Consider the following 14,895-nt stretch of genomic DNA (forward strand, 5'->3'; position numbering starts at 1 on the left):
CCGCCTGCTTGACCACAGGCGGCATCTTATATTGTGCGACTTATTATCTATAACTTAATTCCTTAGGAGTATACAGATGTCTCGGGATACCATCAACCATGACTGGAGATACATCACCCTGGATCAACGGTCTTACGTAAGAGATGAACTCATTTGTAACGTAAGTACCATCTTCATTTACCCATTCTCTTGGAACAAGTTTCTCATCATTTGCGATCTTATGAACATCTTTTACTTCTGTTCCGCACTGATACGGATCATCAGACAATCTCTGAAGAACTACCATCTTACCGGAATCGCCTTCATCAGCAGCCTTTACAGCTGCACCACCAACCTGATAAGCCTCCAGGATATCTACACGGGATGCTGCGTGAGATGCTGCACGCTGCAGAGTACTTAACTCAATTGCACGAGTCTTGCATCCGATCTCTCCTGCGATGAAGCTTGCAAGATAAGAAGCAGTTCCTGATAACTGCTTATGACCAAATGCATCCACAAAGTCAATGCTGTTACCAAGTTCGCATACATAACTTCCATCAGCAGTACGGATACCCTCTGATACTGCTACAACGATAGATGTCTTCTTTTCAAGGAGTTTTTTTACATTACTGCTGAATGTCTGAAGATCGAATGTAATCTCCGGCAGATAGATCAGATCCGGACCTTCACAGTCTTCACCTTTGGACAATGCAGTTGCGCCCGTCAGCCAGCCGGCATTACGTCCCATAATCTCTACGATTGTAACGATACCTTTTTCATATTCCAGGCAGAAGCCATCACGGATGATCTCTTTCATGGATGTACCGATATACTTCGCTGCACTTCCGTATCCCGGTGTATGGTCTGTAAGTGCAAGGTCATTATCAATTGTCTTCGGGCATCCGATGAATCTTGTTGAAAAGCCTGTAATGATCGCATAATCGGATAACTTCTTGATCGTATCCATGGAATCATTACCACCAATATAGATGAATGCTTCAATATCCAGTTTCTCAAGAATCTCGAAGATCTTATCATATACTTCGCGATTCTCATGAATCTCTGGTAATTTGTAACGGCATGATCCCAAGAATGCTGCCGGTGTTCTCTTCAATAATTCTGCATCCAGTTCTGTCTGAATATGATCTGAAAGATCAATATATTTCTCTTCTAATAATCCCTGTATGCCATGAAGCATTCCGTATACTTTATTCGCTCCACGGTCTTTTGCTGTACGATACACTCCAGCAAGGCTTGAATTAATTGCTGCTGTAGGTCCCCCTGACTGTCCTACGATAACATTTCTTTTCATAAACTAGTTCCCTTCCTTCCTTAAAATTGCGTCGCCATTACTATATTAGTACATTTCGACATAATTGTCTATAAAAATACTTATTTTTATGCATAGTATCTTTGAAATTTATATTGGTCTACTTTCCAATATTGCACATTGATGTAAGCAATGCTCCTAAAGCAATATAAAAATCTCCAAGATTAGCAGTAATACGGGCAAGAAATTTATTCTCAGTTCGAACACCTATGTAATCAATCACTTTCCCTCTGACCAGCCGGTCGAAGATATTGCTTGCTGCTCCGGCACTTAAAAGTGTCATTCCAAGTTTCCTTACATAATGCCCTTTCTTCATAAAGATCATGGCATCATAAAACAGGACTCCAAGTCCCGTTACCACTGAAGTCCCTTTTATAACTGCCGGATGCTGATCTAAAAGATTCAATAGGAATCCCCGATTATACACCTTGCGTATGATAATTCTTCCACCCAGAATCTTCCTGTTCTCCCCTTGGATCACATTTTCTTCTATCTGCTGCTTTATCGCTTCATCTGTACCTAATAAAACAGCAAAAAGTCCCATCATCCATGAAAGCATCTATCTATCCTCTTTGATTCTTACAATCTCTTCTTCCCGTTTCTCAATCTCTTCTTCTCTCTTCTCAATCTCTTCACACAGAGTGATATACTCAGTATCATCTACCTCGCCTTTCTGGAATTTGTCATAGACCATGCGTCCGATATCCAGAAGATTCCTTTCGTTCGCACGCTTCATAGAACGGATATCTCCCTTAATCTTCTGAACCTCGATCGTATCTTCTGTTCTCTTACTGATATCACTTGCTACATCCGTAATTCTTTTTCCTAATTCTTCAAAAAAATCTGACATCTTATCTTCTCCTTTTCTCCTTTGATTCTCTTCTACAGTTGCCGCAGCGTATCCAACGAACGATACAGATTCATCGTGCCATATCCCCATTCCTGATTCGGATATTCCATCGACGCTCTCTGATCTGTCCCAATCAGAATGATATTCCTAATCTGGCTGGAGTTCGCACCACGCGATCTCGGCTGCTCTAAGATCCATTCCATCATAAGAGCAGCTGCCCCGGCAGCAATCCCCGTCGCAACACTGGAGCCACTTCTGACAACAAACTGTCCATTCAGCCCTGCTCCGGTTACTGCAACTCCCGGCACTGCATAATCCGGTTTTACTCGTCCATCTCTAGTATACCCTCTCCCTGAATTAATATCAACTCCATTATCCACTCCATTATAATAGGCCACCGTCATAGACGCCCTGCTGGTTCCCGGTTCTGTCAGCGTCGTATCTGGGCTTGCTTCAAGAAAATACGCTTCTCCTGTCAGGAAACTCTGAACCGGAAGCCAGATATGAAAAGCTCCTTCCGAGATTTTTACCGGCTTTACAGTTATCTTCCATATCCCCTGCGATGGATTGCGAAAACGCATAAATATCAACTGGGAATCATTATTCTCAAGCAACAGCCGGTACTCCATGCTCACCTGCGTTCGGTCGAATATAAACTCCGTATTATATATCTCTCCCTGTCTTAAAGTAATGTGGTTCGTACGCTCACCGGAAGGTGAGGTGAATGCTACTGCCATTACATTGGGAACCGTCGTCCATAGTTCCGCTACGAATCCTTCAACCCCCTCACCGACCCGAATCTCAACGTTTTTTTGCTCATTCATATCCTCAAACTTATAAAAATAATGATGACGCTGTACCGCTTCATTTCCAGTTCCGATTACAACGCTTCTATTCAAAACTGAAGAATACTGTTCAATCATCGTTGACAGCAAGGTTGTTCCATTATGTCCCCCGAAGTTCGTCCCCAAAGCCACACACAGCACTAAAGGCATGTTCTTCTTTCTCGCCAAAGCATTCAAGTATTTCATACCAAGCATAATATCATTTTCCTGAAAACATTCCGCATCCTGCCGTATCGCATAGAAATCTTTTAAATACTTTTTTGCCGTCTTTAGTTTTACCACTCCAATTGTCGCCTCTGGTGCTGCTCCCAAGAAACGGTTCTGCACATCCGCACTTCCTGCCGCCACACTGGCAAGAAACGTTCCATGCCCATTCTTATCAACGCTTGGAACAATGCTTAACGGATCCCCCGACTGTAATGCTTCATTAATCATATCCTCCGTGTATTCGCTTCCATAGTCAAGCCCTTCCGGATTCGTTCCATCCTGTATGGTCTGATCCCATATACCTGCGATCCGTGTAGAACCGTCGATATTACGAAACACTAGATTCCGGTAATCAATTCCAGTATCAAGAAACCCAATCATCACATTCTCTCCCTGCAACTGAAGGTTCGGATAATTCTGAACGCTACTGATTCCCGCTGCATTTAACGCAGCCATATCCAGCAGTTCATAGCAGTTTGGTATGGAATTATACCAATAATCTCTCAATGTCAGAGGCTCTAATATCTCTTTATCCGCATAGACCGCATAGTAACCAAAATCCATTTCTTGTTTACAGGAATGATCCTGTGGCGCATTCAAGATATCCACCTCTCTAAAGACTGGTACAATAAAATCCATGTAATCTTCAGACAGAATCTTCTCCCGACATAATTCTCCATCCATATAAACATACCTCATACACTTTTTAATCAAGTATATGAGGTATACTAACTATTCTATTCTTAAGACCTCCTGACCTCTCAACATAATGATCGGACCACCAGTCCCTTCTATGTACTCTTTGGTAATAGTCACCCGTCCGATACTGTCGTCTTTTGGAATCTCATACATAATATCCAGCATAAATTCTTCAATAATCGCCCGAAGCGCTCTTGCACCAGTATCCTTCTTCATTGCTTTTCTTGCAATTGCAAGCAATGCCCCTTCGTCAAAATCCAGTTTTACTTCATCCAGCGCAAGTAATTTCTGATATTGCTTCAGGATGGCATTCTTAGGTTCTTTCAGAATCTTGACCATCATCTCTTCTGTCAAGCCTTGCAAAGTAAACACAATCGGCAGACGGCCTAAAAACTCCGGAATCATTCCAAAATTCCGCAAGTCTTCTGTCGTAACCTTCTCAAGGATCGTCTTGTCATGATTGAATCTGTCTTTCAGATCTGCGCCAAACCCAATGGAAGACTGTTTCGTCAAACGCTCCTTGATGATACCCTCCAGATCCGGGAATGCCCCACCACAAATAAAAAGAATATTCTTCGTATTCACCGTAGTCAGCGGCACCATTGCATTCTTGCTGTTGGCTCCCACCGGAACCTCCACATCGCTGCCTTCTAATAATTTTAGCATTCCCTGCTGTACGGACTCACCGCTTACATCCCTCTGATTCGTGTTCTTCTTCTTGGCAATCTTATCAATCTCATCAATAAAGATGATTCCCTGCTCCGCCTTCTCAACATCATTGTCTGCCGCTGCCAGAAGTTTGGACACTACACTCTCGATATCGTCTCCGATGTATCCGGCCTCTGTAAGAGAGGTTGCATCGGTAATGGCAAGCGGTACATCTAAGAGCCGCGCCAGAGTCTTAACCAGATATGTCTTACCGGAGCCTGTAGGTCCGATCATCAGCATATTAGACTTCTCAATCTCAATATCATCCATGGTATCCGTTGCCACCCGCTTATAATGATTATAAACAGCCACGGACATTGCCTTCTTCGCATATTCCTGACCTACCACATATTCATCCAGTCTCGCCTTAATCTTATGCGGCGCCGGGATATTGCGGATATCGATTAGGGGCTGTCTTGCCTCCCCTTCCTTTTTCTTCTTGATCTTCTGCTTCTTCGGAATACTCTGTTCCATATCTGCCATATTCACAATCTGCACTCCCGGCATATTCATCAACTGGCTCAGATCAATCTGTCCGTTGGTCATCGCGTCAAAACTCTTCTGCATACAGTCGCTGCACACGGAAATCCCGTTCGGAAGATCTACCATCTTTCCTGCTACGCTCTCCGGACGCCTGCATACAAAGCAGACTTTTTCATATTCATCCTCATGCTTCTTGGTATCTTCTACCTGCACGTTTTCTACTTTCTCCACATCGTTTCTATTATTGTCCTGTTCAGACATCTTCTTCCCTTCTTTCTACCGGTTTCTTCCCCCATTTACCATACTAAGGAATGTCTCTTCTGATATGATTGGGATTCCCAGTTCGTTTGCTTTCTTATTCTTAGATGATGTAGACGTCACATCGTTGTTGATCAGATAGTCCGTCTTAGAAGTCACAGATCCGGTTACCTTTCCTCCCAGACTTTCAATCAGTTCTTTTACTTCATTACGGTTAGCAAAATGTTCTACACTTCCGGTAATCACAAAATTAACTCCTGCAAATATCTGCCTTGTCTGTTCCTGTTCTTCTTTTGGAATCACCAGTTCTGCCAAAAGATTCCTGAACTGCTTCACATGAAGTTCTGAAGAGAAATAATCCACATACGCTTTTGCAATTACCTCACCGATGCCGGTGATTGCATTCAGATCTTCCCTTGCAGCCTTAAGCATCATCTCCACATCATAGTGGAATTCCTTACAAATCATCTTCGCATTAGCAAGACCGATATTGGCAATTCCAAGACCATATATTACTCGCGGAAGCGTAGTGGTTCTTGCTTTCTCCACACTTGCGATCAGATTCTTATAAGACCTCTCTCCGAATCCCTCCAGATTCTGAATCGCTTCCTGATATCGATCCAAGTGGAAGATATCCGCATATTCCTTAATGTATCCCAGGGAAATGAATTTCTCCAGAGTTGCCTCGGACAAGCCTTCGATATTCAATGCATCCCTGCTTACGAATAAGGTAAATGCCTTAACGTGCTTTGCCTGGCACTCCGGGTTGGTACAGTATAACGCTCTCGCATTGCTTATCTGACGAATCTCTGTAGCACCCTGGCAGACGGGGCATGCCTTCGGAATATCCTTTACTCCGCTGCGGGTTAGGTTCTTTGCGATCTGTGGGATAATCATATTCGCCTTATATACTTCTATCTTATCACCAATTCCCAGTTCCAGTTCTTCCATAATACTGATGTTGTGGACACTGGCACGGCTTACAGTGGTTCCTTCTAATTCCACCGGCTCAAATATAGCAACCGGATTAATCAGTCCTGTCCTTGATGGACTCCATTCAATCTCCAGAAGCGTCGTCTCCCGAATCTCATCCGCCCATTTGAACGCAAAAGAATCTCTTGGGAACTTCGAAGTTCTCCCCAATGACTGACCATACGCTATATCATCATATACTAGCACAAGTCCGTCGGATGGGAAATCATTCCGGGTAATTTTTTCTGAAAATTTAATAACTTCCTGTTCCACGGTATCTGCTGTTACTTCATGGAACTCCACCACCTCAAATCCCTGCTCTCTTAACCAGTTCATCTGACAGGCTCTGGAATTCCGGAATTCTACATTCTCCGCCTGCACAAGGGAGAAAGCGTAGAACTTCACATTCCTTTTCGCCGTAATCTCATTGTTCAACTGGCGCACAGAACCACTGCAAAGATTCCGGGGATTCTTATATTTCGCATCGACATCTTCGATTTCTTCATTGATCTTCTCAAAGTCTTTATATCCTATAATCGCCTCTCCTCTTAAGATCAATTCTCCCTGATATGCGATCTGAAGGGGAATATTCTTGAACACTCTGGCATTATTCGTAATAACTTCTCCTACTTCTCCGTTGCCTCGCGTAACTGCCTTATACAATTTCCCCTCCCGATAAGTAAGAACAATCGTAAGCCCATCCATCTTCCAGGACATAATCGCCTTCTGATTCCCCAAAAAGCGCTTCAATTCTTCCACTTCCTTCGTCTTATCCAAAGAAAGCATCGGTCTTTCATGGCGCTCTTTTGGAAGTTCACTCAACACTTCATATCCTACATTCACCGTCGGGCTGCCTGACAGTGTGATTCCTAATTCCTTCTCCAATTCCAGAAGTTCGTCGTACAACTGATCATACTCATAGTTGCTCATGATTTCTTCCGCATCTTGATAATAAGCGCGTCCGGCTCTATTCAACAACTCTACTAATTCCTGCATTCTGGCTTTCTTTGACTTGCTCATATAATTCTTTTAACTCCTGCTCTGTCAATTTTCTTACGGCACCCGGTTTTAAGGTCCCAAGTTTCACGTTCATAATTCTTACTCTTACCAGTCTGGTAACTTTATATCCTAATGCATCGCACATTCTCCGTATCTGCCGGTTTAATCCCTGAGTCAATACAATAGAAAATGTATACTTGCCGATTTTCTGAACTTTACATGGTCTGGTTACCACATCCAGTTCCTTCTCTTTATCTATAATTCTGACACCCTCAGACATCTTCTGTATGAATTCCTCTGTAATCGGCTTATTCACCGTCACTTTATATTCCTTCTCGTGACCGTATCTTGCACGCATCATCCCATTGATCAGATCTCCGTCATTGGTCATGATCAGCAGCCCTTCCGAATCCTTATCCAGTCTTCCTGCATAGGTGATTCTCACCGGATAATTCAGATAACGGATAATATTCTTCTTCTCTTTTTTATCTTCTGTACAAACAATCCCGGCGGGCTTATTGACCGCCAGGACGATTCTTTCCATCTTATCTCTTATTACTTTTTTGCCGATTCTTACTTCCTGCCCCGGCTCTATCTTTGTTCCCGGAGCCGCTTTTCTTCCATCGACAGTTACGCGTCCGCTTTCAATCAGCCGGTCTGCCTCTCTTCTGGAGCATACCCCGGCATCGCTTAGATATTTATTCAGTCTCACCATTTTGCAATACTCCGCTGATACTGTTATCCTCTACAAATGTATTCCCATTATATAAGAACAACACGCTTGTAATCTTATTCTCTGCCATTACCTCGTCCAAATTGCCATAATAATATCTGGGATCGATGATAATAATCTCCCGGTAATACGGTGTCAGGAACGGAACCAGGCAGTTGGCATAGGAATCCTTAATCAGCAGTAGCCTATCTGTCGTATCTGCTGTTGTCCGTATATCCACCGTGGCATGATTGCCGCTAAGGAACATGGCATACTTATCCTTCTCTTCGAGTTTCGAACTATCATATAATGTAGCCGTCTTTTTCTGCTCCTCCACATAATTGACCACAACTTTGGGCGCATCATCCTCATTCTTCGGCGCATAGATATAGATTGGCTCTTCATATCCCGTCTCGTATCCACTTGTAGCTGACAATGTCCCGTTAAAAGTACTGGTAACAGCATATTCCGTTAATTTCGGTTCTTTTGAAGTATCCAGATTCATCGTCTCTGCCAACTGCTGATATGCATAGCATGCCCCAAGCGTCGTCCAGTGATGATCCGTCCGATAGTAAATATTTTCTTTCTTATGTGCCGCAAGCGTCTTACTTACATCCACCCAGGTGATCTGCTCTCCCAAAGCCTTCTGAATCCCTTCAAATACTTCGTTCTGATCTTCTGTAACTGCAAAATTCGGCAGTTTATCAGACAAGATATTCGCGGCATTCGGAACCAGCATCATATACATCGGAATCTCATCATACTTTGATTCGAATTCTCTGATTGTCTCCAGATTCTGCTGCATCTGTTCCTCATTAGGTCTTGCGATATCCTCCAGCAGATAGTGCTTCTTTCCCTTGAACACACCGTTAGATTCTCTTTTTCCTACCAGCAGATCCACGCGCGTCTTAAGCGCCACCCACAGATTCCTGCCTGCAAACTGGTCAGACTTATAGGCTTCATATTGATCCATGAATCTGCCGCTCTCGATTCCTGACAAGGTAATTTGCGGCTTCTGCTCCAGCATCCGGTTCTCCTTATCCGAGAATTCCTTATCCCTGGAAATCAGATTGATCAGAACAATGATCCCCATCATCCCCAGAAACAACAGCGCCATTATCTTTTTTTTATGCAGTTTTTCTCTCTTGTTACCCTCTTGTTTCATATATACTCCTAAAATCTAAAATACAGGAACGGATTATAGGTCTCTGTTACCAGATATGCAATACACAGCAAGAACATTACGCCATAGATCACACAGTCGACAATGACATGTTCCCTGCCTTTCCTGCTAAAAAACTTTTCATAACTGCGGTATACCACCGGAGTTGATCCTACAATCAACACAATCCACAGGAACAGATTCGTAACCAGGAGATACAGACTTTCCCGATCAATTCCTCCATGAGCACCTGCTCCGAACATCACCTTCAGGTATCCAAAAGCACTGCCAAGACTTGGGCTAAAGAAGAACACCCATCCTATCATCACGAGCACAATACTATAGATGTGCTTTATCACTCCCGGAAGTTTGTTCAGCATCTTTCCAAGAAAATATTTCTCAATAATCAACAAGATTCCATAGTACAATCCCCATGCCACAAAGTTCCATGCCGCTCCATGCCACAGACCTGTCAGGAACCATACCACCAGTAAATTACGAAGATGCTTTGCAACCGTCACCCGATTACCACCTAACGGAATATACACATATTCCCTGAACCAGGTACCAAGTGAGATATGCCACCTGCGCCAGAATTCCGTAATACTCGTTGCAATATACGGATAATCAAAATTCTTCAGGAATTCGAATCCAAACATCTTGCCAAGCCCAATCGCCATATCGGAATATCCGCTAAAATCAAAATAAATCTGGAACGTATACGCCGCACATCCAAGCCATGCACTTAAGACGGATACCTGTCCGGATGGAAGCGCTGCCACTTCTGTATATACCATTCCTATGGTATTGGCAAGCAGCACCTTCTTAGCCAGCCCGCGGACAAAGAACATCACGCCTTCACCGAACTTATTCCAAGATTCCTGACGGGTACGAAGCTGCCTGTCAATCTCAGAATATTTGACAATCGGTCCCGCAATCAACTGTGGAAACATCGTCACATACAGGGCAAAATCCATCAGATTCCTCTGCACTTTCACATTTCCCCGGTATACGTCTATAATGTAGGACAATATCTGGAATGTATAGAAAGAGATTCCTATGGGCAGTGCCAGTTCCCGATATGGTATATTTACAGGAAGCACCGCATTCAGACTTCCTAACAGGAAGCCCTCATACTTGAAGAACCCCAGAAGCGCCAGATTCACCACAACCGTAAATACGAGGCTTCTCTTAGCCGCCTGACGATTCTTCAACTTTCTCGCAATGTCCAGCCCGCTGATATAATTAAATAGGATAGAAAATATCATCAGAAATATATATACCGGTTCTCCCCATGCATAGAACACAAGGCTTGCAAGCAGAAGTACCGCATTCTTGAAGCGCCTTGGCACTATGTAATATAAAATCAATATAATCGGCAAAAATGTAAATAAAAATACAATACTGCTAAATAACATAACCGCAAGTTTCCTTCTCTATCTATATCTTTCTAGATACCTTTCTTAAAAGCCGCATAAATTGCATCTGCGTCTTCTGATATTGTTAACATTACATAATATCCTCTGCTGTCCAACACTGCCGAATTGATCAACTTCGTCTGTTCGACACCATATCCCTCAAAACTGGATTTCTGAGTTGACAACCGCTTTTCTGCTGCCTTTTCTACCGTCTCTGCCTGAGACTTATCTTTTAACTTTACCACCAGAATCTCATTCACACTCATGACATCATTAGGGATATAGAGCATAACCCCGTCATAGTCACTGGCATTCAACCCATAATACTTTTTCAGGTCCTGAGTTGTCCCCTTTGTCATACCGTCTTCTTTGGTAACCTCCATAATCTTCTCCCGGATTGTCTTCACCGGGACATCGCCCGAACCCTCCTGGGATAGAAGAATCGCAATATATGCGATCAAGGCTACGACTACTGCGTATCTTAATAAATTCAGCAGATCTATCTTCTGTTTCTTCATTATAACTTTGCAACCTCCGCCATATGCTCCACCCAGCCGATGTAATATTCCGGCGCTACATGGATTCCATCCCCTGAATAGTACTCTTCTTTGACCAGGCTTCCATTATCTATGAATGTTATATCTTCCTCTTCACACAATTTCTCAAGCTGCTCATTATACTGTGGAATAGCCCCGTATCCTGCATTCTCATCAATCACATGCTGCTGCACCGGAAGCACGCTGTTCACATAGATTCTGGTCTCCGGCAGTGCCTCCTTCAACCTGTCAATCACGCCTTTGTATGTTTCTGCAAATACACCCGCATCGGCATCAGCTCCCTTGATATCATTCATTCCATATGCCAGAAACAGTATCTGAGGCTGAAGTTCTATGGCTTTTGCAATGTGTGCTTCTGCCAGTTCGCTTCCCACTCCGCACACACCGGCTCCCCGGTCTGCCTGTACATGAGACTGATCCAGCACACCGTACTCATACAGCCCCTGTGTGATCGAATCCCCTATCACAAATGCATTCACGAATTTCTCATTTGCCGGACGGTTCGCCCATTCTTCATCTGCCGCTCGCTCCGCTTCCTCCAGTTCCTGGATCTGCCTGTCCACCTCAGTCACCTCGACTGCTTCCATCTGCTGAAGTTTCTTGACACCGTCCTTCGTGTCAACTCTTGGATTCATCAGACGGATGACAACCACGATAACTCCAAGAACAAGAAGCACGACAACTACTGTAACGGCGGTACGCAGAACGGTATCTTTTTCTTCGTCTGTTATTGTTTTATTGATAAATTTTCTTTTGTTCTTTTCACTCACTTAAATGCGTCTCCCTATATGCACATATAAGAATATTGTACTGTTTTTCCCTACAAAAGTCAAATATATGCTATACTGTAGTTATTAGCCAATCAACATAATATTGGCGCGAAGCGAAAGGAAATTGTGTATGAATGTTTTAGCATTGTCAGCAAAATCTTGTATGTCTCATCTGCTTTTGAAGGATACGTTTGATGGATTTTCTTTTATCGAGGGTGAGATTACTACATATAATAAGTTTTCTATTGACGGATTCTTGCATAAGGATTTTTTTGATGAGGAGCCCGGAAGGGCTTATTCTTATTGGAAAGAGTTGAGAGAGTATTGTTTTAGTATTATCAGGGGGAAGAGAACACCGCTGAATTTTAAGATTATTTTGTCGATGGCGCCAGAGAATTTTGCTTCTTTTCTGGACGAGCGCCAGATTCATGTGTGCAGACCAGAAGAAATCCAAGGACTATACCTGAACTTCCACTATGACGGAACAACCCTTCAATGTGTTACCGGAATATCCATGCGAACATTTACACTGGACAAGACCGTGGAGCGTGAATGGGATTCTTATGCCGAGAAGTTCTTCTCAGAATCCGGAATCGAGCGAGAATAACGAAAAATCATCCCCCGGACTCCACTCCCCCACACCTCTTATGCAGAATTCTCCTCCCGATGGAATTTCACGTTGTCAGGGAATCCCAGGTTAGGAGAGCCTATATGGCTGATTCCTGAACCGTTGACCAAGACGTAGAATCCGGTTCCTTTTATAGTTACGGATTCTAGTCGAAGGGCTCCGGTTCAGAAATCGACCATATAGACTCTCCTAACCGTCCACTTCCCTACCCCCAAAATTCTATCCAAGAATTCCCTTACTTCGTCAACAACATCATAATCTCATTGCTTCTCTGTACAAATGCCGTCATCTCTTCCGGATTCAGCGGCTTATGTGCCAGCATCGCCAGATCATACAGTTGCTTGCAGATGATAGACACATGCTCATTGTCCTTATTCTCAACCACAAACTGTACCAATGGATGATTTGCATTCAGGATCAATGTGCTATCGCCACCCATGTCCATACCACTCATGCCATACATCTTCATCATTTCCTGCATACGGCGGTTCTGCTCGGACAGAGTTATCATAGATGCCACTTTATCATCTTTTAACTTTTCAATCTTAACATCCAGTTTCTCATTACCAAGTTCCTTACGGAAGATCTCGATCAAACTGTCAGAAGTCTCCTTGAATGCTTCTTTATCCTCTTCTGCAACTTCCTCTTTGATGTTCTCCGTTACATCTGCATCAATTCTCTGGAAGCGGATGTTAGGATTGCGCTGCTCTAACTGTGTGATGAATGGTGAATCAATATTATGTCCCAGGATTACCGCATCCTGTCCCTGTTTTCTGAACATGTTGATGTACTGGCTCTGCTGAATCTCATCTGTTACATAATAGATGGTTGTCTTAATCTCTTCTACTTTGTTCTCATCTGCATTGTCGGCATCATCCTTCTTATCGTTTGACTCAACGACTTCTCCGCCGTTCTCTCCGATACAGTCTTTCAATGTCAGATATTTGCCGTCGATGTTCTTGAACAGAACTGCATCTTTCATCTTGTCACAGAACTTCTCATCTTTCAGGCAGCCAAACTTGATGAATGGACTGATATCATCCCAGTATTTCTCATAATCCTCTCTCTTAGTCTTACACATTCCGGATAATTTGTCCGCAACCTTTTTAGAAATGTAATCCGCAATCTTATTCACGAATCCGTCATTCTGCAATGCGCTACGGGATACATTCAGCGGCAGATCCGGGCAGTCAATAACTCCCTTTAATACCATCAGGAATTCCGGAATTACTTCCTTGATATTGTCTGCGATAAATACCTGGTTGTTGTATAACTTAATGGTTCCTTCGATAGAATCATACTCTGTATTGATTCTTGGGAAGTACAGGATTCCTTTTAAGTTAAACGGATAGTCCATATTCAGGTGAATCCAGAACAAAGGCTCTTTATAGTCTAAGAATACCTTGCGATAGAATTCCTGATATTCCTCATCTGAGCACTCATTCGGGTGTTTTGTCCACAGTGGATGGATGTCATTGAGCGGAACCGGACGCTTCTGAATCTTAACCTTCTCTTTTGCCGGCTCTACTTCTACCATCTCTTTTTCGCCGTTCTCATTTTCCTTTTCTTCCATCTTGGCCTCTTCGTGGATATGTTCTACAACTACATCATCCTCTTTCAGATCTGCCTCATCAATGGTCTCATACTCCGGCTCTGCATTTGCCTTGGATAAAAAGATCTCTACCGGCATGAAAGAACAGTATTTCTCAATGACTTCTCTTACACGGTACTCGTTAGAGAATTCAATACTGTCATCATTCAGATACAGGGTAATCTCAGAACCAACGGTCTCTTTGTTACCGTCCTCCATCTCATATTCTGTACCGCCATCGCTGACCCAATGTACCGGTGCTGCACCTTCCTTGTAAGAAAGGGTGTCAATGTGTACTTCATCCGCTACCATGAATGCGGAATAGAATCCAAGACCAAAATGACCGATCATATCATCTTCTGTTGTCTTGTCTTTGTATTTCTCAAGGAACTGTGTCGCACCTGAGAATGCAATCTGAGTAATGTACTCTTCTACTTCTTCTGCTGTCATACCAAGACCATTATCGATGAATTTTAAAGTCTTTTCCTCCGGGTTCACTTCTACTTTGATTGCTGGTTTGTAATCATCCGGCAACTGGTATTCGCCCATCATATCCAGTTTCTTTAGTTTTGTAATTGCGTCACATCCGTTAGATACCATCTCACGTACGAAGATATCGTGGTCAGAATACACCCATTTCTTAATAATCGGGAATATATTCTCGCTGCTGATTGATAAACTTCCTTTTTTCGCTGCCATTATTATCACTCCTAATTCATTTTTATAT

13 protein-coding genes are annotated in these 14,895 nt (G+C 43.1%); 1 reads left to right on the forward strand and 12 read right to left on the reverse strand.

Features of this window, described 5'->3' with window-relative positions; genetic code table 11:
• Positions 1-43: 43 nt before the first annotated feature.
• The 11 genes from ACQRBN_RS14135 to ACQRBN_RS14185 form a co-directional block, all read right to left on the reverse strand.
• Positions 44-1,291, reverse strand: coding sequence for a 6-phosphofructokinase (locus ACQRBN_RS14135; RefSeq protein WP_427739651.1), 1,248 nt, complete (start codon positions 1,289-1,291; stop codon positions 44-46).
• A 118-nt stretch (positions 1,292-1,409) separates the two neighbouring features.
• Entirely contained in the window at positions 1,410-1,868 is a 459-nt protein-coding gene (locus ACQRBN_RS14140; protein WP_427739653.1) for a signal peptidase II, read from the reverse strand.
• Entirely contained in the window at positions 1,869-2,159 is a 291-nt protein-coding gene (locus ACQRBN_RS14145; RefSeq protein ID WP_427739654.1) for a hypothetical protein, read from the reverse strand.
• A gap of 32 nt (positions 2,160-2,191) precedes the next feature.
• On the reverse strand, positions 2,192-3,895 hold the full coding sequence (locus ACQRBN_RS14150; RefSeq protein WP_427739655.1) for a S8 family peptidase: 1,704 nt from the start codon (positions 3,893-3,895) through the stop codon (positions 2,192-2,194).
• A 48-nt stretch (positions 3,896-3,943) separates the two neighbouring features.
• Positions 3,944-5,362: an ATP-dependent Clp protease ATP-binding subunit ClpX gene (gene clpX / locus ACQRBN_RS14155; RefSeq protein WP_427739656.1), complete on the reverse strand. Its 1,419-nt coding sequence runs from the start codon at positions 5,360-5,362 to the stop codon at positions 3,944-3,946.
• 15 nt (positions 5,363-5,377) lie between these two features.
• Positions 5,378-7,351 (reverse strand): NAD-dependent DNA ligase LigA, encoded by a 1,974-nt coding sequence (gene ligA, locus ACQRBN_RS14160; protein ID WP_427739657.1) that lies wholly within the window; start codon positions 7,349-7,351, stop codon positions 5,378-5,380.
• Positions 7,299-8,045, reverse strand: coding sequence for a pseudouridine synthase (locus ACQRBN_RS14165; protein ID WP_427739658.1), 747 nt, complete (start codon positions 8,043-8,045; stop codon positions 7,299-7,301). The genes ligA and ACQRBN_RS14165 overlap by 53 nt, the downstream gene beginning before the upstream one ends.
• On the reverse strand, positions 8,029-9,207 hold the full coding sequence (locus tag ACQRBN_RS14170; protein ID WP_427739659.1) for a DHHW family protein: 1,179 nt from the start codon (positions 9,205-9,207) through the stop codon (positions 8,029-8,031). Before ACQRBN_RS14170 ends, ACQRBN_RS14165 begins: the two co-directional genes overlap by 17 nt.
• 8 nt (positions 9,208-9,215) lie before the next feature.
• Positions 9,216-10,622, reverse strand: coding sequence for an MBOAT family O-acyltransferase (locus ACQRBN_RS14175; RefSeq protein ID WP_427739660.1), 1,407 nt, complete (start codon positions 10,620-10,622; stop codon positions 9,216-9,218).
• Positions 10,623-10,654: 32 nt separating this feature from the next.
• Positions 10,655-11,140, reverse strand: a complete 486-nt coding sequence (locus ACQRBN_RS14180) for a DUF4358 domain-containing protein (protein WP_427739661.1) — start codon at positions 11,138-11,140, stop codon at positions 10,655-10,657.
• Positions 11,140-11,949 (reverse strand): SGNH/GDSL hydrolase family protein, encoded by an 810-nt coding sequence (locus tag ACQRBN_RS14185; RefSeq protein WP_427739662.1) that lies wholly within the window; start codon positions 11,947-11,949, stop codon positions 11,140-11,142. The genes ACQRBN_RS14180 and ACQRBN_RS14185 overlap by 1 nt, the downstream gene beginning before the upstream one ends.
• A gap of 130 nt (positions 11,950-12,079) precedes the next feature.
• Here ACQRBN_RS14185 and ACQRBN_RS14190 point away from each other — a divergent pair, with 130 nt between their 5' ends.
• Positions 12,080-12,556 carry a DUF5721 family protein gene (locus tag ACQRBN_RS14190; RefSeq protein WP_427739663.1) on the forward strand — a complete coding sequence of 159 codons (477 nt, stop codon included), beginning with the start codon at positions 12,080-12,082 and terminating at the stop codon, positions 12,554-12,556.
• 256 nt (positions 12,557-12,812) lie between these two features.
• Here the strand turns inward: ACQRBN_RS14190 and htpG are convergent, their stop codons facing one another.
• Complete coding sequence (gene htpG, locus ACQRBN_RS14195; RefSeq protein WP_427739664.1) at positions 12,813-14,867, reverse strand: molecular chaperone HtpG; 2,055 nt, start codon at positions 14,865-14,867, stop codon at positions 12,813-12,815.
• Between the last annotated feature and the right edge of the window lie 28 nt (positions 14,868-14,895).

Source organism: Bariatricus sp. SGI.154, from assembly GCF_050313795.1.
Lineage (GTDB): Bacteria > Bacillota > Clostridia > Lachnospirales > Lachnospiraceae > CAMBRQ01.

Coding starts and splice junctions, on each gene's coding strand:
- ACQRBN_RS14135 (WP_427739651.1), bottom strand. CDS start 1,291: ATGAAAAGAAATGTTATCGTAGGACAGTCAGGGGGACCTACAGCAGCA.
- ACQRBN_RS14140 (WP_427739653.1), bottom strand. CDS start 1,868: ATGCTTTCATGGATGATGGGACTTTTTGCTGTTTTATTAGGTACAGAT.
- ACQRBN_RS14145 (WP_427739654.1), bottom strand. CDS start 2,159: ATGTCAGATTTTTTTGAAGAATTAGGAAAAAGAATTACGGATGTAGCA.
- ACQRBN_RS14150 (WP_427739655.1), bottom strand. CDS start 3,895: ATGGATGGAGAATTATGTCGGGAGAAGATTCTGTCTGAAGATTACATG.
- clpX (WP_427739656.1), bottom strand. CDS start 5,362: ATGTCTGAACAGGACAATAATAGAAACGATGTGGAGAAAGTAGAAAAC.
- ligA (WP_427739657.1), bottom strand. CDS start 7,351: ATGAGCAAGTCAAAGAAAGCCAGAATGCAGGAATTAGTAGAGTTGTTG.
- ACQRBN_RS14165 (WP_427739658.1), bottom strand. CDS start 8,045: ATGGTGAGACTGAATAAATATCTAAGCGATGCCGGGGTATGCTCCAGA.
- ACQRBN_RS14170 (WP_427739659.1), bottom strand. CDS start 9,207: ATGAAACAAGAGGGTAACAAGAGAGAAAAACTGCATAAAAAAAAGATA.
- ACQRBN_RS14175 (WP_427739660.1), bottom strand. CDS start 10,622: ATGTTATTTAGCAGTATTGTATTTTTATTTACATTTTTGCCGATTATA.
- ACQRBN_RS14180 (WP_427739661.1), bottom strand. CDS start 11,140: ATGAAGAAACAGAAGATAGATCTGCTGAATTTATTAAGATACGCAGTA.
- ACQRBN_RS14190 (WP_427739663.1), top strand. CDS start 12,080: ATGAATGTTTTAGCATTGTCAGCAAAATCTTGTATGTCTCATCTGCTT.
- htpG (WP_427739664.1), bottom strand. CDS start 14,867: ATGGCAGCGAAAAAAGGAAGTTTATCAATCAGCAGCGAGAATATATTC.